Here is a 24,644-nt window from a genome sequence, read left to right as displayed (position 1 = left end):
TTTCAGGCAATCTGCCAGCTTATTTAGCCTTTTTCTGCCCTTTTATGGTAAAATAAGCAGGTAGCAAATTAATATCTAAGAAAGACGATTAGTATGAAAGACATTCGGTCATTTAACAACAAAAAAGTGTTGGTTCTCGGTTTAGCAAAATCTGGTGAAGCCGCGGCACGTCTGCTGGACCGCCTAGGGGCTATCGTTACGGTCAATGATGGCAAGCCGTTTGAGGACAACCCAGCTGCCCAAAACTTGCTAGAAGCAGGCATCAAGGTTATCTGTGGCAGTCACCCACTGGACTTACTCGATGAAAATTTTGAGCTCATCGTCAAAAACCCAGGGATTCCGTATACAAACGACATGATACAAAAGGCTCAGGAGAAAAGGATTCCGATTTATACGGAGATTGAGCTGGCTTACTTGAACTCAGAAGCACCAATCATTGCGATTACAGGATCCAATGGTAAAACAACAACCACGACGATGATTGCAGATGTTTTTGAACAGGCAGGTCGTTCAGGGCTCTTGTCTGGCAATATCGGTTTCCCAGCTAGTGAAGTTGCCGCTCATGCGACAGCAACAGATACACTTATCATGGAGCTTTCTTCCTTTCAGCTGATGGGAATAGAGCAGTTTCACCCTAAAATTGCAGTGATCACCAACTTTTTTGAGGGCCACCTTGATTATCATGGGACCTTCGAAGACTATGTGTCAGCCAAGTGGCGCATTCAAGACAATATGACACCGGTAGATTATCTGGTGATCAATCATGATCAGGCGATGGCAAGAGAACTAGCTCAGCAGACAAGCGCGACAGTTGTTCCCATCTCGACGACTGGACTTGTTGATGGGGCTTATCTTTTAGATGGTCAGCTCTACTTCCGAGAAGAGGCCATCATGCCGGCTCATCTTATCGGCGTTCCTGGTAGCCACAACGTTGAAAATGCACTAGCAACGATTGCTGTTGCTAAACTCTCAGGGATTGAGAATCAAGCCATTATCGCTGCTCTGAGTCAATTTGGTGGCGTTAAGCACCGATTGCAAAAGGTAGCAACGATTGCTGGCGTGACCTTTTATAATGATAGCAAGTCAACCAACACTTTAGCCACTCAGAAAGCCCTGTCTGGCTTTGATAATCACCAGTTGTTGTTGATTGCTGGTGGGCTTGATCGTGGCAACGATTTTGATGATCTTCTGCCTCATGTAGAAGGTCTAAAAGGCATGATTGTGTTAGGCGAAACAGCACCTAAGCTGATTGCCCTCTGTGAGAAAGCTGGGATTAACTATCAAGAGGCCAAAGATGTCAAGGAAGCTGTTCACCTTGCGTTTGCCAAGGCTCAAGCAGGAGATGTGATTTTACTTAGCCCAGCCAATGCCAGTTGGGATATGTACAAAAACTTTGAAGTCAGAGGCGATGAGTTTCTTGCTGCCGTTGACCAACTACAAGGAGATTATCATGGCTAAGTCAATTGTTTTAACAGGTGGTGGCACGGTTGGTCATGTGACCCTCAACCTGATTTTAATCCCGAAACTTCTTCACGATGGTTGGGAGGTTCACTACATTGGGGATAAAAAAGGTGTTGAGTACCAGCAAATCCAGCAATCAGGGTATGCAGTGACTTTTCATGGCATCATGACGGGCAAGTTGCGTCGTTATTTTAGCCTGCAAAATGTTCTGGACCTTTTCAAGGTTGCCTTTGGGATTCTACAATCCTTAGTGATTATCACTGGTCTTCGCCCCAAAGCTCTCTTTTCAAAGGGGGGATTTGTGTCTGTTCCGCCTGTGATTGCTTGCCGAGTGCTGGGGGTTCCTGTTTTTATCCACGAGTCAGACTTGACCATGGGGTTAGCTAACAGGATTGCCAGCAAATTTGCGACCAAGATGTATACGACTTTTGCACCAACACTAAAGAGTGCCAAGGTTCAGCAAGTCGGTGCAGTGACCAAGGTTGATCAATCAACGACTGGTTCTGCTACTGACTTGGGACCAATTCTTGAGCAATTTGACCCCAATCTCAAAACACTGCTTTTTGTCGGAGGGTCTGCTGGAGCCAAGGTCTTTAACGATTTTATCACAGCTCACCCAGAGCTCTGTCAGCACTATAATATCATCAACATCACAGGCGATGAAAAACTGAACCAGCTCTCACGCAACTGTTATCGGTTAGCTTATGCCACCGACCTCTACCAGCCGTTATTAGAGCAGGCTGATGTGGTCATCACGCGCGGGGGGGCTAACACTTTGTTTGAATTATTGGTAATGGCAAAGCTACATGTGATTGTACCGCTTGGGAAACAAGCCAGCCGTGGGGATCAGTTGGAGAATGCAGCCTATTTTGTCAAGAAAGGCTATGCCGAGCAGCTTTTGGAAGAGGAACTGACCGTTGAGCGTCTGCTTGACAAGGTCAACCAACTCTTAAGATATGCAGACAGTTACCGTTCTGCCATGTCCCGAAGTACTGACATCACCTCTGTTGACAGCTTTTATCAGTTGCTCTTGTCAGAGATAGGAGGGTTATGTGGCGACATTTAAGAAACGAGAATCGACAAAAAAGAAACCTCAGCCAGAGTTGACCGAGTGGCAGAAACGTAACTTAGAATTTCAACAGCGAAAAAAGGAGCGTCAGGCGGAAAAAGAGCGTTTGGAAGCTGAAGCGTTACAAAAAAATGAATCAGCGAGTTCCTCACTTGACGGTGAAGCTACTGAGACAGACAAAACTGTTGACAGCTCTGATTCGTCGAACGCTTTAGAGACACCCGTATCACCTGACTCGATAGCGGTTGAACCACCTAAGGTTAAGCGAGTGAGAAAAAAAGGGCTATCACAGAAATGGCCAAAAGCCTTGCCGATTATCTTTACTGCTCTGATTGTTTTGTTATTGGCTCTCTTTACCATCAGCCCTTTTAGCAAACAGAAAATAGTCACTGTGTCAGGACTTCAACATGCCGTTGAGCAAGAAATCATCAAGGCAACAGGAATCGCATCGGATGACTACATCACGCATACGTTTTTCAACTTAAAAAGCTATGAGAAAGCTCTTGTAAAAAAGAATCCTTGGGTAAAAAAAGCCAATCTGACCTATCAATTTCCTAACAAATTTGCTATCGCTGTGGAAGAAAATGCCATCGTTGCTTACAATGAAACCGCGGATGGTTTTCGACCAATTTTAGAAAATGGTGAGCAAGTCGCTCCACTAGGTGATGGTCAACTTCCCGAGGGTAGCCTACCTTTAAAGTTTGACAAACAAGAAGACACCGCTAGTTTTATCAAACAGTTTATCAGTCTTGATCCGAGCATTCGCCAGTCTGTCAAGCAAGTTATCTTTGCTAATTCAGCGTCAACGCCTGACTTGCTTTTGCTCACGATGGCAGAAGGGCACACGGTTCGTATTCCCCTATCGGAAATCAGCCTAAAGCTCCCTTACTACAAAACCATTAAAGACAAGCTGACCTATCCACAAATTATCGATATGGAGGTTGGCATTTACACGACAACGCCTGAACTGGAAGCTTCAGCTGCTGAAACCAAAGCCAGTAAAGAACAAGAGTCCAGAGAACTTGCAGCTCTTAACAACAACAGCAGCTCAAGTGACACTAAGCCATCAACGCTTACAGAAACCAGCAGCACCTCATCGTCAAACAGTAACTAAAAAGCTTTTACTCCGTTTGCTGATGTGTTGGGAAAGAAATAGGGCACTACACTCCAATAATGGTACCGAAGAAAAGCCCATTTTATGCGACTCGTTGTCTGTATTGGACAGGAGACGGGTTGTTTAATCAGCTCTTTGTCAACTGTAGTGGGTTGACCCATTTAACACCGAGAGAGGACAAAGTTTGTCTTCTCTCGTTTTATATTTAGTGCAATGAAAATGCGAGTTTTGAAGTTTTTATCTTCCGAAACCCAAAGGCATTACGTTTAATGACCTTAATAAGGTTGTTTATCGCCTCAAGTTTAGCGTTTGAGTAAGGCAGTTCTAGAGCATTGCCAATCTTCTCCTTGTCTTTCAAAAAGGTCTGGAAAACCGTTTGAAAGATAGGATTTACAGAGGACTGGTCTTCTTCAATAAGACCAAAAAACTGGTCAGCTTGCTTTTCTTGGAAGTGAAACAGGAGGAGTTGATAAAGATCGTAGTGTTCTTTAATCTCTTGGGAATAGCCGAGCAGTTTAGCGACAATCTCATCCGTTGTTTGAGCTTGTTTGACTGCTGTTCCTTGTAGTCTTCCACCAGATTGATAGATTTTAGCAGTTCCACCTGTCATTTCAGTTGTTCAAGTTCATACAGCTCTGTTATTCTCTTGCCATAGATGTACTGGTTGATAGAAACGGTGCAGTTCATTATTCCGATACCATCGCACTAGGTCTTTAACTGACTGATGCTTTGGATACCAAAGACATCCGTGATGACCTTAGGAGATTTCCCTGCTTTCTTCTTAATGCAGGCTAGTTTAACCACTAACGAATAACAGAAGAAAACACTCCTTATTTCTAGTGTACTAGATATCAACAGGAGTGTTTTTCTTCAGTTTCGTTTTAAAGAGCTAGTGCCGAGGGTTGTCTCAGTTTTTGTGTGGCTCTTAGAATGCTGGTTGAGCATGGCCTGCTAGCTTGTCTTTGATGAATGATTTAACCTCATCGCTAGTCAATGCTTTTTGAACAGCTTTGACGGCATCACTATCTTTGTTGTCTTCACGAGCGACAAGAGACACGGCAAAGGTGTTGTCTGATTCCTCTTCTAAAATCAAGCCATTATCTGTTGGGTTAAGACCCAGTTTGGCGATATAAGTTGGGTAGTTAAAGACCATGTCTTTTTCTTGGTAGGCTTCATTCAGATTAAGTAGACCAATTGGGCTGAAGGTCAGATTTTTAGGGTTTTCTGTGATGTTATCAACCGTTACAGTGTAGCTATCTGGCTGATCAAGGGTGATGATGTTGTGTGTAGCCAAAAGACGCAAGGCGCGTGCCATATTGGTCGGGTCGCTTGGGATAGCCACGTCTGCTCCTTCAGGTAAGTTTTCAATGTTATCAAAATCTTTAGCATAGAAGGACACGTTAGCGTTATAAATAGGCTGAATTTGAACGAGGTTTGCCCCATTACCGCTATTATACATTTCCATGAACGGCTTGTGCTGGAAGAAATTGGCATCAACTTCTTTATTGTGCAAGGCAACGTTCGCTTGAACATTGTCAGAAACTCTGACGATTTCAAGCGTGTAGCCAGCTTCTGCCAAGTCATCTGTAATCATCTCTAGCATGTCTGTCATAGGAGAGGTGTGAGAAGCTACTTTAACGACCACTGGTTCAGCAGTTGATGTCGAGCTTTTGGTCGTTTCTTCAGCAGCCTTTTGACTAGAGCAGGCGGCCAATGCAAAAGCAGAGAAGAGGGTTAAGCTGGAAAGCAATAGTTTTTTCATGAGAAAACTCCTTATTTTGTGATTAGTTTGGCAATGAGATAGCCAATATTTTGAATGACGAAGACATGGACCACAAAGATGATGACAATGAGGTACATGAGGGGGTAGTTGTACTCCTGATAGCCGTAGCGATAAGCGTATTCTCCGAGCCCTCCAGCCCCGATAACGCCCATAACTGTTGAATAAGAGAGGGCAGAAATGGCTGTTGAGGTGAACGATAAGACCAAATCTTGCTTGCTGGCAGGCAAGAGAAAGTAGCGAATCATCTGACTTGGCGTTGCTCCCATACTGATGCTACGGTCGATGATCCCTTTTGGGACATTCAGCAAGGCCTGCTCGACAAAACGAGCATAGAGGCTGACGGATACCAGAGTCAAGGGCAAGGTCGCCGCCAAATTGCCAAAAGAAGTCTGGAAAAGAAACCGACTAACAGGGATTAAAATAAAGATAAAGATGAGGTAAGGGATACTGCGCAGCGTATTTAACAAAATACTGAGCACCTGATAGAGCAGGGGCTGCTTTAAGAGAACAGGCGTATCCAAAGCGTAGAGAAGAATACCTAGTGGGAGAGCGATGACCAAGCAAAACACCAAGGACAGCCCCACCATAAAGTTGGTCTCCCAAAAAGCTTCGATAATGCCTGGGATATGGCTGGTCAAGTCACTTAGCATGGGTCAAGAACTCCTTTACGTGAGTGAGGTAGTGCTTATTGGGGTCGTCTGTTGCGTGCTTAACCGGTCGAACGGTGTCAACAAGTCGCCCCTTGTCAAGAATCATCACCTCATCACAAAATTGTTTCAAGAGGCTTAAATTGTGTGAAATCATCACAATGGCAATGTCACTGGTTTCTCTTAGTTTTTTGAGGAGGTCAAAAATCTCCTGTTCACTATTAGCATCAAGGGCCGAGCTGATTTCATCGCAAAGCAATACCTGAGGTTCCTGCAAGATTGCCATGGCAATGGCAACTTTTTGCTTTTGTCCGCCAGAGAGGTCACGGCAGGGCACGTTTTTGAGATGGCTAAGGGTCATAAAGGCGAGGGTGTCATCGATTTTTTGTCGATTCGGCTTCTTTTTGGCCAAAAAGTAGACAAGGTTGAGGTGATAGAGTACTGTTTCGCCTTCCAAAAGGTTGCCTTGTTGAAAAATATAAGCGACTGTTTTTCGCATGGCTCGCAGTTGCTCAGGAGGGAGGGTCTTAAGCTCTTGTCCATGGTAGAAAATCTGACCATAGTCAGGCTCAACCAAGCCGTTCATCATCTTGAGAATGGTTGATTTACCTGTTCCGTTTTGCCCAATCAGCCCTAGACAATCTCCCTTTTTAACAGAAAATGTTAGATGTTCCAACTTAAAATTTGCTTGGGGATAAGATTTTCCCACATCTTTTAGTTGAATAATCATGTCTCACCTCCTCCACAGACCACTATAGCATAGTTCATTTTCCAGAGCAAGTTCAAGAAATCGATTCTTTTATATAATAACTGAAAACGTGTACCAGTACAGATATATCTTGCCAGCGACGCAGAGATAATGAAAAGATAGAGTGGATGACAGTTGGTCATTCGTTAGAACTCGAGAAATTGTTAGCTGACTAGCCCTGAGCTTTGGCTAATTAACGACCATAAACTGAAAAGACCAGGACGTTTGTCCCAGTCTTGCCATGATTGATTTGACAGGTCGTTGGCTATTGCAAAGAAGAATTAGACTATTCTTAGCTTGCTCGCTTCTTTATTACTTGAAGGTGTAGTCTTTGATAATATCAATTTTTTCGATAAGAATAGGTTCAACAGGTTTGTCCTGATCATCGGTTTTTGTTGATGCGATGTCATCAACAACTGCCATTCCATCGATGACTTGACCAAAGACCGTGTAGCCGCCATCTAGGCTCGGATTTCCTCCTTGAGCGTAGGCGTTATAAATTTTTTCAGGATAGTAAAGAGGATGGAGCTGGCTGGTTTGGTCAGCCTTATTCTGGTTGATGAAAAATTGACTGCCGTTCGTGTTTGGACCGGCATTGGCCATCGCAAGAGCACCGCGGATATTGTAGAGCAAGTCGGAGGACTCGTTAGCGAAGCCTGTTCCATCGTCGATGGATTTATCCTTACCAGCCCAAATTGATTGTCCGCCACGCCCAGTACCCTCAGGATCTCCGCCCTGAATCATAAAGTCATCAATCACACGGTGGAAGCTCACCCCATTATAGTAGCCGTTCTTCGCATGAGTGAGAAAATTTTCGACCGCTAGAGGAGCCAACTCAGGGAAGAGTTTGATGGTGATGTCACCCTTGTTGGTGGTCAATTTGACAGCTGCTTCATTGTCAGCAATCTCAGTTGACAGCTGCGGGAAATCTTTCTTGTTGAGTTCCGTCAAGCGCTCTTTTAGAGCCGTTTGCAATTCGCTTGATGACAAGGTTTCTGATGTGTTTGTTGATTTGGTTTGACAGGCAGTTAGTAGCGCCATAGACACAACCGTCAGCGCAAGAAATTTTTTCATGAGTCCTCCAAAGGCTATTATTCCCTTTATTTTACCATAATTTCTCAAAAAAGACTTAAAGTAAAAAATTCTGATATAATAGTAGCATGACAGCAAAACGAAGTAAAAAAACAACCAGACGCCCTGCTAATAGCAAACGTCGGCTAAATCAAGCTGAACTCGCTAAATGTCAGCGGACCAAACGCCTGATTTGGCGAATCCTTATTGTTCTGATAATCCTTATCGGTCTGATCCGCTTAGGGATTTTTGGTGTGACGGTTTACAACATTTTTCGGTTTGCCTTTGGGTCATTGACCTATCTGGTGCTTATCGGCGTCTTACTCCAAATGCTACTGAACAAATGGCTGGCTCGCTATGATGGCGTGACTATTGGGTTTTGGACAGTGGTGGCTGGCTTACTCCTCAACTGGCATGCTTACCTTTTTACCCAGCCTCAACTCAAACAAGCTGAGGTTTTCAGCGCTACTATCCAGCTCGTCTTTAAGGATTTATCCACCTTTAAGGTAGAACAATTTTTAGGTGGAGGTATGCTAGGGGCAGTTCTCTATAAACCCATCAGTTTTCTTTTTTCAAACATTGGGTCATTTTTTATCGGTGGTCTCATCATACTCCTAGGTCTCTTCTTGATGACTCCTTGGGATATTTACGAGGTCATTGATTTTGTCAAAAATAGCTGGGCGGCATATCAAGTCCGATCAGAACAACGTCGCCAAGCACAATTCCTCAAAAAAGAGGAACGTCGTTTCCAACAAGAAGCTGCCATGGCACAAGCAAGTCAGGAAGAAAATGAGCAGAATCTGGATGACCAGACACCTGATACCCAACTGACACGTGATGAAAGAGATGTTGACATCTACTTGCCATCAGACTCAGAGGACGTGTACGATTTGGACGAGGACTGGTTTGCACAAGAGCAGTCAGTTGATTCAGCGCTAGCATTGCCTGAACTACCAAAAACAAGCCCTTCGCTCAAGCAGCGCTTGCTCTATAAACTGCCCAGCATAGACCTTTTTGCTCCAGACAAACCAAAGAACCAATCCAAGGAAAAGAAAATTGTCCGAGAGAACATCGCTGTTTTGGAACAAACCTTTGCTAGCTTTGGCATCAAAGTCACAGTAGAGCGGGCGGAAATCGGTCCATCAGTGACCAAGTATGAGGTCAAACCAGCTGTTGGCGTTCGGGTCAACCGGATTGCTAACTTGGCAGATGACTTAGCTCTCGCCCTCGCGGCCAAAGATGTCCGTATCGAAGCGCCGATTCCAGGCAAATCGGTCGTCGGTATCGAAGTCCCCAATTCTCAGATTGCAACGGTATCTTTCCGTGAACTTTGGGAGCAATCTAAAACCAACCCAGACAACCTGCTCGAAGTCCCGCTTGGTAAGGCGGTCAATGGCACCAGTCGTTCGTTTGATTTGGCACGGATGCCCCACATTTTGGTGGCAGGTTCAACAGGTTCAGGGAAATCTGTAGCAGTCAACGGCATCATCTCCAGTATCCTGATGAAAGCCCGACCGGATCAGGTCAAATTCATGATGATTGATCCTAAAATGGTGGAGCTATCTGTTTACAACGATATTCCCCACCTCCTCATTCCAGTTGTGACCAATCCCCGCAAGGCCAGTCGTGCCCTGCAAAAGGTGGTTGATGAGATGGAGAATCGCTACGAGTTTTTCAGTCAGGTCGGTGTCCGCAACATCGCTGGCTATAATGCCAAGGTGGAAGAGTGGAACAAAACAGCTGATGACAAACATATTCCCTTGCCACTTCTGGTCGTTATCGTGGACGAGCTGGCTGACCTGATGATGGTCGCCAGCAAGGAAGTCGAGGATGCCATTATCCGACTTGGGCAAAAGGCCAGGGCAGCTGGGATTCACATGATTTTAGCCACCCAACGTCCGTCTGTTGATGTCATCAGCGGTCTGATTAAGGCGAACGTCCCTAGTCGTATTGCCTTTGCTGTCTCCAGCGGTACGGATAGCCGTACCATACTGGATACCAATGGTGCAGAGAAACTCCTTGGTCGTGGGGACATGCTCTTCAAACCGATTGACGAGAACCATCCTGTTCGTCTCCAAGGCTCTTTTATCTCCGATGACGATGTCGAGCGCATTGTCAGCTTTATCAAAGCACAGGCCGATGCCGAGTACGACGACAACTTTGATCCAGGTGAGGTCGCAGATGGTGACGACCTTTCGGGTAATAGCGGAGCTTCTCAGGGCGATCCCCTCTTTGAAGAGGCCAAGAGCCTCATTATCGAGACCCAGAAGGCTTCTGCCTCCATGCTTCAGCGTCGCCTGTCTATCGGTTTCAATCGAGCCACAGACCTCATGGATGAATTGGAAAAAGCAGGCATTATCGGTCCAGCAGAAGGAACAAAACCACGAAAAGTCCTGCAACAATAGCTAAAATCGCTCAAATTAAACAAAAAGCTTGACCATATGAGGATTTTTAGATATGATATAGGGTGTTGGGGTATCTTGCCCACAAAATATTTGGAGGATTTAGCACAATGGCTAATAAACAAGATTTGATCGCAAAAGTTGCAGAAGCAACTTCATTGACAAAGAAAGACTCAGCAGCAGCAGTTGATGCAGTATTTGCAGCAGTGACTGATTACCTCGCCGCTGGTGAAAAATTGCAATTGATCGGTTTTGGTAACTTTGAAGTTCGTGAGCGTGCTGCCCGTACAGGTCGCAACCCTCAAACTGGTAAAGAAATTACTATCGCAGCTTCTAAAGTACCTGCTTTCAAAGCTGGTAAAGCTCTTAAAGACGCTGTTAACAAATAAGCAGTATCTCAAACAGCCCTTATCCACTAAGGATAAGGCTGTTTTTTTGCTGTTCACCAGCATTTTTAGTTGATTTATCACATTTTTTGATATAATAGCTCTATGAGAGAAAAGATTTTTCGTGACCCTGTTCATAATGATATCGTTATCACTGAGCGGGTCATCTATGAGTTGATCAATACAAAGGAATTTCAACGTTTACGTCGCATCAAACAGTTGGGGACAACAGGCTATACCTTTCACGGAGGTGAACATAGCCGTTTTTCCCATTGTTTAGGGGTCTATGACATTACACGTCGTATAGTGCAACGATTTAACACGACGTACCCTCATATCTGGAAGAGTGAGGACAGCCTCCTTGCCATGACCGCAGCCCTGCTCCACGATATTGGGCACGGGGCTTATTCCCATACTTTTGAGCGCTTGTTTGATACGGACCATGAGCAGGTTACTCGGCAAATCATTACCAGTCCTGAAACAGACATTCACCAGGTGCTTTGTAAAGTGTCTCTTGATTTTCCAGAAAAAGTCGCTTCGGTTATCGGTCATACCTACCCTAATAAACAGGTTGAGGAATTGATTTCGAGCCAGATTGATGCTGATCGCATGGATTATTTACTGAGAGATTCCTACTTTACAGGTGTTAGCTATGGGCAGTTTGATCTGACTCGCATCCTTAGTATTATTCAGCCCTTGGAAAACGGCATCGCCTTTGCTCATAGTGGTCTTCATGCGGTGGAAGATTACCTGATCAGGCGCTATCAGATGTACATGCAGGTCTATTTTCACCCTGCCAGCCGTGCGATGGAAGTTCTCCTCCAAAATTTATTCAAGCGAGCCAAGGTACTCTATCCTGAACATAAAGACTATTTTCGGATGACCTCGCCCAATCTCATTCCATTCTTTGAGAGACGGTACGACCTTAACGATTACCTCCGCTTGGATGATGGGGTGATGAATGCTTATTTTCAACTGTGGATGACGAGCTCTGATAAGATATTAGCCGATTTGGCCAGCCGATTCATCAATCGCAAGGTCTTTAAGTCCGTTACTTTTGATGAAGAACACAAAGATCGTTTAGATGACTTACGAGAATGCCTTACTGCTGTTGGCTTTGATGCTGACTATTACAGTGCTGTGCACTACAACTTTGATTTGCCTTACGACATCTACCGTCCGACCGCGAAAAAACCTCGAACGGCGATTAGTATTATTGAGAAAAATGGGGCAATAGCAGAGCTGTCGACCTTGTCACCCTTGGTGTCTAGTTTAACGGGCTCAACACACGGCGATCGCCGATTCTATTTTCCAAAAGAGATGCTCAACACAGGTGATTTATTTAACCTTGATAAACAAGCCTTTCAACAGCAAATAAAAAACGGCCATTTCAATCCCAAAGACCGTTGACCACTGAGACTTTTGTGGTATAATAGAAAAGATAGTTATATTTTAATGTTCGCGGTAAACGCCTTACTCTAATCACTTTTTTGGTGCTGAGGCTTTAGCGCAACCCAACCGTTAACTGAACATTTTTCTTATCACTACAAAATCCTAGAAAGAGCCAAAAGTCATCTCATGAAAAAAACGTCCTTGTCTGAAATTTTTTATTTCATTTTAAGCCTCGTCCTCATCGGTTTATTTGTCTTGATTTATCTTTTCCATCATCAAAAGCAAGCACAGACAGCATCCAGCCGTCCAAAAACAGTGCAAACTTCTAAAGCAGCATCTAAAAAAGTTCCTAAAACAGATGCAGCCTTGGATGAATGGATAAAGCGCCTTGAAGCGCTCGAAAAAACGCCTAAGGCTGATCTGCTTGAGAAGTTGAAGGAGGATTATCGAACTCTGGAAAATAGCGAGAAGAAGACCGCCCTGGCTCAACGGTTAACAGAGCTAGAAGCTGAGATTACTCGTATTTCTGAGGCTGAAGAAGCAGTTGTTTTAGCTGAAACTTACGGTTATCAGTCTTACATTGCGGAAGCTCGTGCTCTGGTTGGTACGATAAAAACAGTAAGCAAGAAGGAAGAATTACAAGCAAGACTGAATGTTTTGTATGTTCCTCCGGTTCAGTCGGAGACGATAGCTGAAACGGCTACCGTCCCAATTCAGCCAGAACCAAGAACTGAGGCGGTCATTGTTCCCACTCAGCCAGTGGCACCGGCGGTTGAATCACCAACCAGTTCAGTTCAATCCACTGGGGCTCAAAGCAATGAAACGGCGACTTCAGAATAAGAGATAAAACTTTTGCCCAACAAGTGATTGCTGGGTGAGGTTAGGGCTTTCTCACCACAGTAAAAAACACTCCATGTTGCTAGTTTACTAGATGCAACAGGAGTGTTTTTTGAGCTTTGTTTTAAGGGGTAACTGTTAAGTTTTTTATTGTCAGATAAACTAAATCTCGTATCCCAACAAAATGCCGCCTTCTTCTGCATAAAAACTGCAGAGACCGCTGGTTGGAATAGACTGGATGGTTGCGTTAGGGAACTTTGCTGTCAGTCCTTCTGTGATTTGTTCACAAATTTTGTCGTTATTACGGTGGGAAATCATAACTCTGCCACCTTTGTAGCCAGCTTTAACCATTTCCTCAATAACTGCTGTAACAGCTTTCTTTTGCCCGCGAGCTTTTTGGAGCAATTCCAAGGTCCCTTCGTCGCTGGCTTGACCGACCATGCGGATATTGAGCAAACCCACGACTGTTCCAACGAGTTTGCTCAAGCGCCCGTTTTTAACGAGATTATCAACTTTAGCAAGAGCAAAAGCCAGTTTGGTGCTACGGTGATAGGTTTTTAGTTCAGCTACAACGTCTTCAAAACCAAGACCGCTTGCAATCAAATCGTTTAGCTTTAGGGCTAGCAGATCTTGCTCACCACCAGCCGATAAGGAATCAAAAATGTGAACCTGTGCCTCTGGGTGCTCTTCAAGGTACATCTCCGAACCTAGGCGAGCACTGTTATTGCTTCCAGACAAGGTTCCTGTGATAGTAATAATGATGGCTTTGCTGGCCCCCTCAAGCGCTTGACGGTAAGCCTCAGGGCTAGGGCAGGCTGATTTTGAAGCTGTTGGTGTGGCATACATCAATGCCATCATCTGATCAGTATCAAGCCCAGCATCATCCACAAAAATTTGCTCACCAACCTGGATGGTCAGCGGAACATTGACAAATTGGACTCCTGTCGCTAAATTTGGCAATTCTCTAAAGTTACATCCTGAATCAACAATGATTTTCCATGTCATCACTTTTCCTCCAACTGTTCATAACTTGACAAATGTTGTCGTCTTTACTACAATTATACCATAAGAGAGAGCGGTTTTCTGGCTTAGAAAATCGGCTGTCACACAAAGAAAGAAACTGTCATGCCTGAAAAAATTCTGTCCCAAAATTCCTTGAATAATCTCAAGCAAGCAAATTTAGAGGCCAAGCAAGTCACCAGAGAAGCACTGGAGACGGCTTTATTGTGCTTATTGGAGAAAAAACCGATTGCACAAATCACCGTCTCAGAGCTCGTTGTTAGGGCGGGTGTGTCGCGCAATGCCTTCTACCGCCATTACAAGAATAAAGAGGAGATTTTTTCAAAGCTGCTTTCCAGAACCCTGCATGGGATTTTTCGGGGGCTGAGTCAGTTTGATCTTAAAACACAGGTTGTTCAAGCCTGGTCTTATCTACTCAATGAAGCCAAGAGTCATGTCCAGATTTTTCACTTAGCCTTCCAGCAGCAGTTTCAACAGTTGCTGACTAGTGCAGTTGCCAAACGCTTCAGAGCCTACCAACGCCTGTGTCGGAAAAAGTGTTCCAGTTACACCACATCATTTTTCAGCAATGCCATTATCGCGATGCTGGGTAAATGGATTGCTGATGGCATGGTTGTTTCAGTTGAAGAAATGGCTAATATGGGACTACCTCTTTTGCCACAATAAGAAAAATCAGCTCTTTGGCTGATTTTTTCTTATATTGATTGATAAAGTCGACGAAGTAGGAAACCTCCTGCCAAAGCATGAATAAAATATCCCACCCTAATAGAACTGAAACTGTAATAGCGAAAGAGTGCCAAGTAGTCTAATGGCGTGACATTAAGCAAGTCACCAAATGTAACGACCCAAAGCAAGAGAATAACAAAGACAATCGAGGCGACTAGAAGCAGAAAGCGCCGTTTCAGGTAGTCAGCTAAGGCCAAAAGTACGAGGAAAGCCACAAAGACATACCAATAGCGCAGGGCTAGCTCCCAGCCAGCAAAAACTCTGTCGCGTTCTTCCTCGCCGAAAGGACCACCTAAGGTTAGAAAGTCATAAACCTGCAACCAAGGGAGAAGAAAGCTCAGTAGGTAACAGAGGAGAGGGAAATGAGCCTTTGTCATCATATTTTCCTTTCTTAATAAACGGCAAAAAATGACTCTAACCACAGGATAAAGTTGTCCATCGGAACCACCTCCTACGACTCGTTGTATTCGCTTTCGCTTTATCGAATTTTCTTTTTTTGTAAAGCAAAAGCGATAAACGTTTATCAGGTTTATCGCCATCTCCAATCAGTGATTTAATAACCTTTTTTTAGTGCCCAGCGGTCAATGGCTTGGGCCACACCAGCCTCATCGTTTGTTCCAGTCACATATTTTGCCAGCGCCTTAACATGGTCTGGGCTATTGCCCATGGCGACACTGTAGCCGGCATAACTAAGCATTTCGAGGTCGTTGTTGGCATCGCCTAAGGCCATAACTTCTTCGGGAGCATAGCCGAGCTTGTCAGCTAGTTTGGCTAGGGCAGTTGCCTTGGTTGCTCCTTTAGGCATGGTTTCAAAGATATAGTGTTGACTACGAACGGTGCTAAATCGTTCTGACAAGACAGCTTCGTAAGTTTCTTGGAAAGGATCTAAATCAGCTGCCTCACCAACAATCATAGCTTCAAAGTAGGTCACATCCTTGCTCAGCAATTCCTCCAAACTAACACAAACTGGCTCTGTAAACACCAAGCCAGCATCCCAAGTGATAATCGGTAAGGGCTCGTCTGCTACGACGTAATAGTTATCCGTATCAAAGGCAGTCAATTGAACTCCTGGAACGTCCTGCTGAAGACGATAGAGGTAGGTTAGCTCCTCAGGAGTTAAATGAAAGTCATCAACCAGTTCCCAGTCTTGTCGTTTATGGGTGGAACAGCCGTTGTTGACAATGACATAGTCGTCTGGAGAAACGTCAAGCTGTTCAAAGAAAGGCTTAACCCCAACCAAAGGGCGTCCTGTACAGATAACGACCTTGATGCCAGCTTCGGTTGCCTCTTTTAGTGCTCGGATGTTTTCTTGTGGCAGTTGCTTTTGGCTATCGAGCAAGGTGCCATCCATGTCAATAGCAATCAGTTTAACAGTCATATCAATCTCCTTTATACTATGTCATCAGTTGAGGGGGTGTCAACGTAGTAAGACGAGCTGTCGGCTTGCCATTTGGATTTTGGCAGATGCCAACCTCGTTTATAACCAAGCATCCGTAAGGTCACAATTAATACCGCTAAAAGGTAGTAACCGAAGTCGTTGTTAACAACTCTGAAATGAATCAAGATAGCAGCTAAAATTGACCAGCCAGCATAGACCTCAGCTTGCAATACGGCTGGTTTACGTCCAGCTAACATATCGCGGATAATACCGCCTCCTGCTCCTGTTAAAACAGCCGCCACGATAACCGCACTCAATGACCACCCTTGATTTTGGGCATGCAAGGCGCCTTTTATCGAAAACGCTGCTAGACCAATCGCATCTGCAACTACATCTGCCCGCTTCCAATGCTTGTCGACCAGATGAGGCAGGAAAAAAAGAAGCAGGATCACGATCATGGCAATGTGAAATTCGACATCCTGCCCCCAGAGCGTAGACATTGGCAAACCGATGAGCAAGTTTCTGACAGCACCTCCCCCAAAAGCTGTAACAAATCCGAGAATAAACACGCCAAGAATATCAAATTCTTCTTCCATAGCCACGATAGCCCCTGAGATGGCAAAAGCTACCGTCCCGATAATGTTTAAGATGCCCCAAACGTCCATAGACTCTCCTTGTCTTCGTTTTCTCTAGTTTACCATGAAACTACTGAAAACGCTACATTGAAATCAGTTTTTTCGAAACTATCGCCAAATAGTTAAAAAGCCGTCCCTGCATTTCAGACAAGTTAACAGAGAGACGGCTTTTAAGATGAACAAAACGACCTAGTCAATCCTGAACTTAGTGCCTTTTAAGGCGCGGTTGAGGGTCATTTTCCAGGCTGTTCCTGTAACGGTAATTTGCTTATCCTCCAAATTAACCTGAACAGCATCGACAGTTTTCAACGCCAGCAGTTTTTCGGTGACGGTATTGACACAGCCTTGGCATTTGAGACCTGAGATGGGATATGTTTTTTCCATAATTTCCTCCTTGTGTCTGTATTAGCAGACTATCTTTTGAATGATCAGTATTAACAGTTTAGGTAAGGTTGTGTCTTAACTAGCTTGTCGCCTGAGCCGTAGTGTATTTGTCAGAACAGATACCGAGCTCAAGCTCATGGCAAGACCTGCCAGCATTGGATTAAGAAGCGGTCCACCAAAGAAGTGGAGCACGCCCATCGCTACTGGAATGGCTAAAATATTATAAATAAAGGCTAGAAAGAGATTTTGTTTGATGGCTCGCAGGGTCAAACGACTGATGGCAAAGACTTTGAGCAAGCCCGCTAAATCAGCGGTCATCAAGACGATATCTGCTGCTTCAATGGCAATATCTGCCCCAGCTCCGATGGCGATACCGACATCGGCTAGGGTTAAAGCAGGGGCATCATTGATTCCATCGCCCACCATAGCAACCCGTCGCCCTTTTGCTTGTAAACTGGCCACAACACTGGCTTTATCCTGAGGTAGCACCTGACTAATGACATCCGTTATGCCCAGTTTTTTGGCAATAGCTGACGCTGTTTTCTCGTGGTCACCGGTCAGCATGACAACAGCGTAGCCTGCGGATTGGAGTTGCTTGACGGTGGATAAGGCTTCTGGACGGATGGGATCTGCGACTGTTAGTAATCCCCACAAGATTCCGTCAACTGTTAGAAAAATCGGTGTTTGCCCTGCTTCAGTTGCCTGCGATAGGTCATTTAAGGCTGCTGTTATCGCGACCCCTCTTTCCGTCATCAATCGCTCATTTCCCAACAATATCTCCTGCTCTGCGATTTTACCAGATAACCCATAGCCTGATAGGGTCTCTAACTCATCTACTGGTAATAGGTCAAGCCCCTGAGTCTCTGCTTCAGCAAGTACTGCCTGGCTCAAGGGGTGCTGGGAGAGTCTCTCTAAAGATGCAGCCAGTTGTAAGATTTCTTCCTGAGTGTTATGATAGGTCCTAGTCGCCATGAGGTGAGGGCTGCCGAGGGTCAGAGTTCCTGTCTTGTCGAACACAATCGTGTCGACCTGATGAGCTAGTTCCAGCATGTCCCCTCGTTTGTAGAGGACGCCCTGCTCTGCTGCCAGTCCTGTGCCTACCATGATAGCGGTCGGGGTGGCCAATCCCAGAGCACAAGGACAGGCGATGACCAGAACCGCAAGGGCGGTTGTTAGGGCAAAAGCAAAAGATTGCCCCATCACAACCCACCAAAAGAAACCAGTCAGCACGGCAAGGAGCATCACCACTGGAACAAAGAGACGTGACACTTGGTCAGCCAGTTTAGCAATGGGAGGCTTGCTGCTTTGCGCTTCCTCCACTAAGGTAATAATCTGTGAGAGGAGGGTCCCAGAACCGATTTTTTCTGCTCGGTAGCGTAGACTGCCTTGTCCATTGACACTACCTGCATAAACAGGAGAACCGATTGTCTTTTCAACAGGCAAGGATTCGCCGGTCAGCAGGCTTTCATCAATACTTGATTGTCCCCAGATGACTTGACCGTCGACGGCTACTTTTTCCCCAGCGGTTAATTCAAGCTCGTCCCCGATAACAATCTCTTCAATAGGAAGCCGATAAGCCTTACCGTTGCGAGTGACTGTTGCTTCCTTAGCAGATAACCGAAGAAGCTTTTTCAAGGCTTGGGAGGTTCGTCCTTTGGACAAGGTTTCAAGGTATTTGCCAAAGGTCATCAGTGTCAAAATAACCGCAACTGACTCAAAATAGAGGTGGTGCACATGGTGCACATGCCCCAGCAAGACATGATAAGCGTTGTAAAAACTGTAAATGAGCGCGGATAAGGTCGCCACCGCTACCAAGCTATCCATGTTAGGATGACCTGTCCTCAATGCCCTAAATCCTCGTTTAAAAAACAAGCGTGACACCCAGACAACAGGCAAGGTCAGGATGACATTGACCGCTAGATAAGCCAGAGGTGCCCGATTAGGTGCTAAAGCAGTTGGAACAGGCAAACCAATCATGCTACCCATGGTCAGATAAAACAGTGGCAGAGTGAAGAGGCTAGACCAAAACAGACGCTTTTTTAATTCGCTTAACTCGAGGTCTTCTCGCGCATCCTGAGAAAGACTGAGCTTGTCATCGTAAACCTGCCCTTGATAGCCAGCTTCAGCAATGGTCGCTAAAATCTTTTCTTCAGTTAAGCTGGTGTCTCGCGTGACCGTCAATTTTTCTGTTGCTAGATTGACCGTCGCTTCACTCACTCCTGCTAGCTTAGAGACCGCCTCTTCGATGGTTCCAGCACAGGATGTGCAGGTCATGCCAGAAATTAAAAATGTTTGTTTAACCATGTTGTACCTCCTTTTCGCAAGTGCATTGACTAGGCAGGCAGTTACATGGGACGATGTCAACCACCTGCTCTTTTTTGGAGCATAGCAGAGCCTCAACCGCTGCTATATCGCTTGCTGTCATGGGCAAATCTGTTAAGATCGATAGGAACAGAGGCAAATGCTTACGTTGGCAGATTTTGTCAAATGCTTGACGCACCTCCTCCTGATAGCTCGCCTCCTCTGCCAAAATGGGAGAATAGATATACTGGCGTCCGTGACGCTCCGTCTGTAGAGCTCCCTTATCCACCAAACGTCCCAATAACGTCTTGATGGTTGAAGGGGACCAGTTGAATTTATCTTGCAGGCTAGTGATGATGGCTGAGCTAGGTAAAGCCCCCTGAGCCCAGACCACACGCATGACCTGCCATTCAGATGCTGAAAGTGACATAAGGAACTCCTTTTTGTTTACGTTTGTAGATATATTTTAGCATAAGCGAAAGACGCTGTCAAATAAAAATTTACAAATGTAGATATATCTATCGGTAAAAAAAATAAAAATAGACGACCCTGAGTTGGTCATCAGAATCGTCTGTTTTTATTTTTCAGTGAATTAGAAGTCTGCGACGTTGTGATAAACCTTTTGCACATCGTCATCGTTTTCCAGAGCATCAATCAATTTCTCAAAAGTCGCTAAATCCTCATCGGATAGAGTTACTTCGCTTTGAGGAATCATCTCAAGCTCAGTCACTTGAAATTCGCTAATACCTGCTGTACGAAGGGCCTCCAGACCCTTATGAAGGTCAGTTGGAGCAGTGTAGACAGTAATCATACCATCCTCAGCTTCGACATCATCAACTTCCACATCAGCCTCTAACAGCGTTTCGAAGATGCTGTCTGCATCATCACCGTTAAAGACGATGACCCCCTTCTTATCAAACATGAACGACACAGAGCCTGCTGCTCCCATGTTCCCGCCATTTTTACCGAAGGCTGTCCGGACATTAGCAGCCGTCCGATTCACATTGCTGGTCAAGGTATCCACGATAATCATTGATCCATTTGGACCAAAGCCTTCATAACGCCCTTCAACGAAAGTCTCATCAGTCTTACCTTTGGCCTTGTCAATCGCACGGTCGATGATGTGTTTAGGTACTTGGGCCTGCTTAGCTCGCTCGAGCACAAACCGAAGCGCTGCATTACTCTCCGGGTCTGGCTCTCCCTTTTTCGCGGCAACATAGATTTCAACACCAAACTTGGCATAAACTTTTGAGTTAGCGCCGTCTTTGGCTGTCTTTTTAGCGACAATGTTCATCCACTTACGTCCCATGGTAAGTCTCCTTTTATCTTTTTTGGAAAATAGCAGAGCTGTCCATCAGCTGACTACTTTAATTGCTCTACCATTATAGCACACGATGTCCTCTTGGTAAAATGCTTTTGTAAACTCTTGACTAAAAAATGATCATCTAAGCAAATACAAAAACCTACCCTCAGAGTAAGTTTTTGTGTTTATTTTACTGACCACTAGCACTGGAGCTGGCTTCTGGTTGTGTTTGGCTCACAGTTGGAAGAGTGTCTGTTGTTGTCTCGGTGGTCGTTTGGGTCGATGTTGATGAGACGTCTGTCGATGAACTAGATGAGGAACTACTTGAGCTGTAGTTAAACCATTGTTGCTGTGGGTAGTAACCATCTTTGTAGAGGAAACCACCGCTACGGTAGATGCCGCTAGGCATTTCCCAATCAGCTCCCGAATAATCATCTAGGTAGGTCATCATGGCACGGTACACTCGTTGGGCAATTCGCAAATCATTGCCGTAAAGAGGCGTTAATCTGTTTTTGTAACCTGTCCAGACAGCCATTGAGTAACGTGGGGTATAGCCGACAAACATCTCATCGGGAGCCATCAAGCCAACGCTGTCAGGTGTGACACCATACTCACCTTCAATAATCGCATACTCTTCGTCAGTGTAGTTTGATGTCCCAGACTTACCTGCCTGAACGAGCCCTGGGATGTAAGCCGTTGTCCCTGTTCCGCCTGTGTAGAGTACTGTTTTTAGCATGTCTGTCATCATGTAAGCCGTCACTTCTGACATTGCTCTCGTTTCTTCTGGGGTGTAGTCGATAACGCGACCATCACTAAATTCGATTTTATTGACATACTGGGGTTTGATGTAGGTGCCTCCGTTGGCAAAGGCAGCATAAGCTGCAGCCATGTTTTCGCTACTTGCGCCGTATTGCTCGTCAACGACAGAAGTATTACTTGAAATGGCATTTGAATAATACAGCTCAGGGTAGTTGATGCCGATTTGACTGAGGAAGGTTTTGGCACGCTCAAGTCCGACAGCTTCTAAGGTTCGAACAGCAGGCACATTTCGTGACATCTGAATAGCACGTTGAACAGGCATCCAGCCATAGTGCAATTTGTCCCAGTTGTTGAGCTCGGTTGTGGTACCTGGCCAATTATAAACAGAGTCGTTTAGCTGATGAGCAGTTGTATGGTAAATATCGTACTCAAAAGCTGGTGCGTAGTCCGTAATTGGTTTCATGGTTGACCCCCAGTCGCGGTCAGTCATGACCGCTTGGTTAGTACCAAACGATGTGTTCGGGTCTTGGAGGCGGCTACCTAACTGGGCGATGACCTTACCATTTGTAACATCCATAAGGGTTGAGGCAACTTGGAAGTCGTTGTCTGGGAAATAGACGTATTCGTCAGTATTGTAGATATCCCACAAGTGTTGTTGAATCGCCTGATCGACATTAGTATGAACTTTTAATCCTGAAGTAAAAATATCACTGCCAGTTTTTTCTTGCACCTCCTCAATAACTTGCTTTAGGTAGTTATCGAGATATGGCGCATAGCTTGGTCGATCAGACAAGGGGAGTAGCCCATCTGCTATAGGGGTTGCAACTGCTTGGTCGTATTCCTCCTGGGTGATGTGCTCGTAGCGAAGCATTTGTCCCAAAACGATGTTGCGACGTTCTTGTGCAGCTTCAGGGTTGACATAAGGGTTGTATTGGCTCGGTGCTTGGGGAATACCAGCCAATAAGGCAACCTGCGCGGTGGTCAAGTCTTTTAAGTCTTTGCCAAAATAAGCTTTGGAAGCCGTCAGCATTCCATAGTTACCGTTACCCATGAAAACCTTATTGACATAAAAGGTCAAAATCTCTTGTTTGGTGTACTGTTTTTCCATCTGAAGAGATAGCCAGACTTCCTGGATTTTACGCTTTATGGTCTGGTCAGAGCTTTCGGTTGAGAAATAAGCTAACTTAATCAACTGCTGATCGAGCGTTGACCCCCCTTGCAAACTATCGTTGTTAAGGTTATGCCAGATAGAGCCTAAAATACGGTAAACATCGACACCGCGATGCTTGAAGAAACGATGATCTTCGATGGCAGTCACCGCATTGACCAAGTTTAAGGGGATATTATCCGCAGTAACACTTTCACGCTTTTCAGCACCCAAGTCAGCAATCAACTGCCCTTGGTTATCAAACACCAGACTGGAAGAAGTAACTTGTAAGTGTTCCTCGTCTAGTTTAGGTGCGGTACTGGCATAGTAAGCAAAGACTAGACTGCCCAGTATAGTACCTAGAATTGTCAATATCAGACCGATACCCGCGAGATATTTTAAAGATTTTATAAGTGTCGGTTTAATAGTCATCACCGCCTAACAAATTTTTTTTCTATAATGTCCAAATAGGGAATTTGAGGAAAGGCACCTTGCTCTATGGGATAGCCATGTTTTTTGATATAATCAAGGGGCATTGACTTTTGTCCCTTAACCTCTGTATAAAAGGCAATCAAACTCTTGGCAGGTAAGAGGAAGGTTTGCTGGCTTATTGAAAAATGAAGAAGGACAAAGCAGATGCCCTGCTGCTCAAGAACATGAGCCATGTGGTCAATCTGGTGTTGATGAAAGTTTTTGAGAGGAAAACTGTTCTTTTGCCTTGTTTCCTTGGCCTCAAAATCAATGTAGTACCCTCGATAGACACCGGAGTAGTCGGTTGTTGATGCATGCCTAAAATAAGCCTCCACAATCTTAGCTCGGCTACGGCGTGGGTAATCAACCTTGACAATCTGAACAGGCGTCGGTTTTTTATGAATAACAGCAAGACCTCTTGACAAATAATAGTCATTTGTGGCGTTGATTGCTGTTTCAAAGGACATGCCTCGATTGGCAAAATCAGTAACCTGGGTCTCCGTTTTGTTACTAATGAGGCGCCGGTTGAGTTTATTTGGGTAATTAACCATGAGCCTCCTCTTTCCTAAATTAGCTTTTGGACAATATAAAGCACTCTTATTATACCATAAAAATAAAAAGGAGAAAAATATATGACTGCATTTCTTGTTGTGGGCTACAAAACCATGGACCTAAACATTTTTTCGGACAAGGATCCTAAGGTCAACATCATCAAAAAAGCGATAAAAAAAGACCTGATTCAGCTCTTTGAAGATGGTGTGAATTGGCTGATTTTTCAAGGGAATTTAGGGTTTGAAAGCTGGTGTTTAGAGGTGGCTTTAGAGCTGAAACAAGAGTACGATGTGCAGTTGGCTTGCATTTTTTCTTTTGCCGATCACGGGCAATCTTGGTCAGAGAGCAATCAGATGATTTTAGCTAAATTTCGGCAGCTAGATTATGTTAACCATAGCTTTGCTAGCTATAGTCAGCCGAGCCAGCTTAGTCAACACCAAGATTTCCTCCTTAACAACAGCCAAGGGGTCTATCTGTTTTACGATTCAGAACATGAGACCAAGCTCCGCTATTTTGTTAAAGTAGTAAAAGAACGAGCAGGCTATGACATCAAACAGCTCGATTTTGAGCGCTTAAATGAACTTGCCCAAGAGGAGTCCTAAAAAATCCAGTGTTTTCCCTTGCTTTTTATGGGTAAATCCTGTAACATATAAACTGAGCTTTTAGCGATAAACAATAGTGTGGAGAGAGTAAATGGCAAGAATTATTTATAGTCCTAAGGATATTTTTGAGCAAGAGTTCAAAGTCACCATGCGGGGGTTTGATAAGGCCGAAGTTGATGAATTTTTAGACAATGTTATTAATGATTACGAGCTATTTTTAGCTGAAATTGACAGTTTGAAGAAAGAAAATACCCGCCTCAAGGCAAAATTAAAAGAGGTAATGGATCAACAAGAGGCTAATACTGCGCCTTACACACCACCATTAGTAACACCTGACCACCCTATGTACAGTGAACCTGAGACATTTACGCCAACTTCTGCCAGCAACTTTGATATTTTAAAACGCATTAGCCGTCTGGAAAGAGAAGTTTTTGGAAAACAAATCCAAGAATAGGC

24 protein-coding genes and 1 pseudogene are annotated in these 24,644 nt (G+C 44.7%); 10 read left to right on the top strand and 15 right to left on the bottom strand.

Going from position 1 to position 24,644, the window contains the following annotated elements:
- Positions 1-93: 93 nt before the first annotated feature.
- Genes murD through ACERC7_RS00330 form a run of 3 tightly spaced genes read left to right on the top strand, consistent with a single transcriptional unit; the run spans position 94 to position 3,644 of the window.
- Positions 94-1,458 carry a UDP-N-acetylmuramoyl-L-alanine--D-glutamate ligase gene (gene murD / locus ACERC7_RS00340; protein WP_373660476.1) on the top strand — a complete coding sequence of 455 codons (1,365 nt, stop codon included), beginning with the start codon at positions 94-96 and terminating at the stop codon, positions 1,456-1,458.
- Positions 1,451-2,527, top strand: a complete 1,077-nt coding sequence (locus ACERC7_RS00335; RefSeq protein WP_373665809.1) for a UDP-N-acetylglucosamine--N-acetylmuramyl-(pentapeptide) pyrophosphoryl-undecaprenol N-acetylglucosamine transferase — start codon at positions 1,451-1,453, stop codon at positions 2,525-2,527. The genes murD and ACERC7_RS00335 overlap by 8 nt, the downstream gene beginning before the upstream one ends.
- Positions 2,514-3,644, top strand: a complete 1,131-nt coding sequence (locus tag ACERC7_RS00330; RefSeq protein WP_373665808.1) for a cell division protein FtsQ/DivIB — start codon at positions 2,514-2,516, stop codon at positions 3,642-3,644. Before ACERC7_RS00335 ends, ACERC7_RS00330 begins: the two co-directional genes overlap by 14 nt.
- Positions 3,645-3,805: 161 nt before the next feature.
- Here the strand turns inward: ACERC7_RS00330 and ACERC7_RS00325 are convergent.
- The 5 genes and pseudogenes from ACERC7_RS00325 to ACERC7_RS00305 all read right to left on the bottom strand — a co-directional run.
- Positions 3,806-4,173, bottom strand: a pseudogene (locus ACERC7_RS00325) (transposase); the annotation flags it as partial.
- Between the two features lie 396 nt (positions 4,174-4,569).
- The gene (locus ACERC7_RS00320; protein WP_373665807.1) at positions 4,570-5,406 is read right to left on the bottom strand and encodes a MetQ/NlpA family ABC transporter substrate-binding protein; all 837 of its coding nucleotides are present in this window, start codon (positions 5,404-5,406) and stop codon (positions 4,570-4,572) included.
- A gap of 11 nt (positions 5,407-5,417) precedes the next feature.
- The gene (locus tag ACERC7_RS00315; protein WP_373665806.1) at positions 5,418-6,077 is read right to left on the bottom strand and encodes a methionine ABC transporter permease; all 660 of its coding nucleotides are present in this window, start codon (positions 6,075-6,077) and stop codon (positions 5,418-5,420) included.
- Positions 6,067-6,804: an ATP-binding cassette domain-containing protein gene (locus ACERC7_RS00310; RefSeq protein WP_373659235.1), complete on the bottom strand. Its 738-nt coding sequence runs from the start codon at positions 6,802-6,804 to the stop codon at positions 6,067-6,069. Before ACERC7_RS00310 ends, ACERC7_RS00315 begins: the two co-directional genes overlap by 11 nt.
- A 330-nt stretch (positions 6,805-7,134) precedes the next feature.
- The gene (locus ACERC7_RS00305) at positions 7,135-7,896 is read right to left on the bottom strand and encodes a peptidylprolyl isomerase (RefSeq protein WP_373665805.1); all 762 of its coding nucleotides are present in this window, start codon (positions 7,894-7,896) and stop codon (positions 7,135-7,137) included.
- 86 nt (positions 7,897-7,982) lie between these two features.
- Here ACERC7_RS00305 and ACERC7_RS00300 point away from each other — a divergent pair, with 86 nt between their 5' ends.
- From ACERC7_RS00300 to ACERC7_RS00285, 4 genes are all read left to right on the top strand, one after another.
- A complete protein-coding gene (locus tag ACERC7_RS00300; protein WP_373665804.1) occupies positions 7,983-10,298 on the top strand; it encodes a DNA translocase FtsK in 2,316 nt (771 codons plus the stop codon).
- Between the two features lie 107 nt (positions 10,299-10,405).
- Complete coding sequence (locus ACERC7_RS00295) at positions 10,406-10,684, top strand: HU family DNA-binding protein (RefSeq protein WP_018368746.1); 279 nt, start codon at positions 10,406-10,408, stop codon at positions 10,682-10,684.
- Positions 10,685-10,786: 102 nt separating this feature from the next.
- Positions 10,787-12,091 (top strand): HD domain-containing protein, encoded by a 1,305-nt coding sequence (locus ACERC7_RS00290; RefSeq protein ID WP_373659232.1) that lies wholly within the window; start codon positions 10,787-10,789, stop codon positions 12,089-12,091.
- A 168-nt stretch (positions 12,092-12,259) separates the two neighbouring features.
- Positions 12,260-12,913: a hypothetical protein gene (locus ACERC7_RS00285; protein ID WP_373665803.1), complete on the top strand. Its 654-nt coding sequence runs from the start codon at positions 12,260-12,262 to the stop codon at positions 12,911-12,913.
- 159 nt (positions 12,914-13,072) lie between these two features.
- Here the strand turns inward: ACERC7_RS00285 and ACERC7_RS00280 are convergent, their stop codons facing one another.
- On the bottom strand, positions 13,073-13,915 hold the full coding sequence (locus ACERC7_RS00280; protein ID WP_373659230.1) for a DegV family protein: 843 nt from the start codon (positions 13,913-13,915) through the stop codon (positions 13,073-13,075).
- A gap of 120 nt (positions 13,916-14,035) precedes the next feature.
- Between ACERC7_RS00280 and ACERC7_RS00275 the strand changes: the two genes are divergently transcribed.
- Positions 14,036-14,596 carry a TetR/AcrR family transcriptional regulator gene (locus ACERC7_RS00275; RefSeq protein ID WP_373659229.1) on the top strand — a complete coding sequence of 187 codons (561 nt, stop codon included), beginning with the start codon at positions 14,036-14,038 and terminating at the stop codon, positions 14,594-14,596.
- 29 nt (positions 14,597-14,625) lie between these two features.
- On the opposite strand, the gene ACERC7_RS00270 is transcribed toward ACERC7_RS00275, so the two are convergent.
- The 9 genes from ACERC7_RS00270 to recU form a co-directional block, all read right to left on the bottom strand.
- Entirely contained in the window at positions 14,626-15,033 is a 408-nt protein-coding gene (locus ACERC7_RS00270; protein ID WP_373659228.1) for a hypothetical protein, read from the bottom strand.
- A gap of 176 nt (positions 15,034-15,209) precedes the next feature.
- Positions 15,210-16,034 carry a Cof-type HAD-IIB family hydrolase gene (locus tag ACERC7_RS00265; RefSeq protein WP_373659227.1) on the bottom strand — a complete coding sequence of 275 codons (825 nt, stop codon included), beginning with the start codon at positions 16,032-16,034 and terminating at the stop codon, positions 15,210-15,212.
- An 11-nt stretch (positions 16,035-16,045) separates the two neighbouring features.
- On the bottom strand, positions 16,046-16,699 hold the full coding sequence (locus ACERC7_RS00260; RefSeq protein ID WP_373659226.1) for a trimeric intracellular cation channel family protein: 654 nt from the start codon (positions 16,697-16,699) through the stop codon (positions 16,046-16,048).
- Between the two features lie 159 nt (positions 16,700-16,858).
- A complete protein-coding gene (locus tag ACERC7_RS00255; protein WP_373665802.1) occupies positions 16,859-17,053 on the bottom strand; it encodes a heavy-metal-associated domain-containing protein in 195 nt (64 codons plus the stop codon).
- 75 nt (positions 17,054-17,128) lie between these two features.
- A complete protein-coding gene (locus tag ACERC7_RS00250) occupies positions 17,129-19,357 on the bottom strand; it encodes a heavy metal translocating P-type ATPase (protein ID WP_373665801.1) in 2,229 nt (742 codons plus the stop codon).
- Entirely contained in the window at positions 19,350-19,784 is a 435-nt protein-coding gene (locus ACERC7_RS00245) for a CopY/TcrY family copper transport repressor (RefSeq protein ID WP_373665800.1), read from the bottom strand. Before ACERC7_RS00245 ends, ACERC7_RS00250 begins: the two co-directional genes overlap by 8 nt.
- A 162-nt stretch (positions 19,785-19,946) precedes the next feature.
- Positions 19,947-20,663, bottom strand: coding sequence for a YebC/PmpR family DNA-binding transcriptional regulator (locus ACERC7_RS00240; RefSeq protein WP_373659222.1), 717 nt, complete (start codon positions 20,661-20,663; stop codon positions 19,947-19,949).
- Between the two features lie 184 nt (positions 20,664-20,847).
- Entirely contained in the window at positions 20,848-22,998 is a 2,151-nt protein-coding gene (gene pbp1a, locus ACERC7_RS00235; RefSeq protein WP_373659221.1) for a penicillin-binding protein PBP1A, read from the bottom strand.
- Entirely contained in the window at positions 22,995-23,585 is a 591-nt protein-coding gene (gene recU, locus ACERC7_RS00230) for a Holliday junction resolvase RecU (RefSeq protein WP_373665799.1), read from the bottom strand. The genes pbp1a and recU overlap by 4 nt, the downstream gene beginning before the upstream one ends.
- 81 nt (positions 23,586-23,666) lie before the next feature.
- On the opposite strand from recU, the gene ACERC7_RS00225 reads away from it, so the two are divergent.
- Complete coding sequence (locus tag ACERC7_RS00225) at positions 23,667-24,188, top strand: SLOG family protein (protein ID WP_373659219.1); 522 nt, start codon at positions 23,667-23,669, stop codon at positions 24,186-24,188.
- 91 nt (positions 24,189-24,279) lie between these two features.
- A complete protein-coding gene (gene gpsB, locus ACERC7_RS00220; protein WP_373659218.1) occupies positions 24,280-24,642 on the top strand; it encodes a cell division regulator GpsB in 363 nt (120 codons plus the stop codon).
- Positions 24,643-24,644 lie beyond the last annotated feature (2 nt).

Origin of the sequence: Streptococcus sp. E17BB (assembly GCF_041807725.1) — a bacterium.
GTDB classification, from domain to species: Bacteria; Bacillota; Bacilli; order Lactobacillales; family Streptococcaceae; genus Streptococcus; species Streptococcus entericus.
The sequence above is the reverse complement of the archived record's forward strand: the minus strand, read 5'-3'. Positions and strand labels throughout refer to the sequence as shown.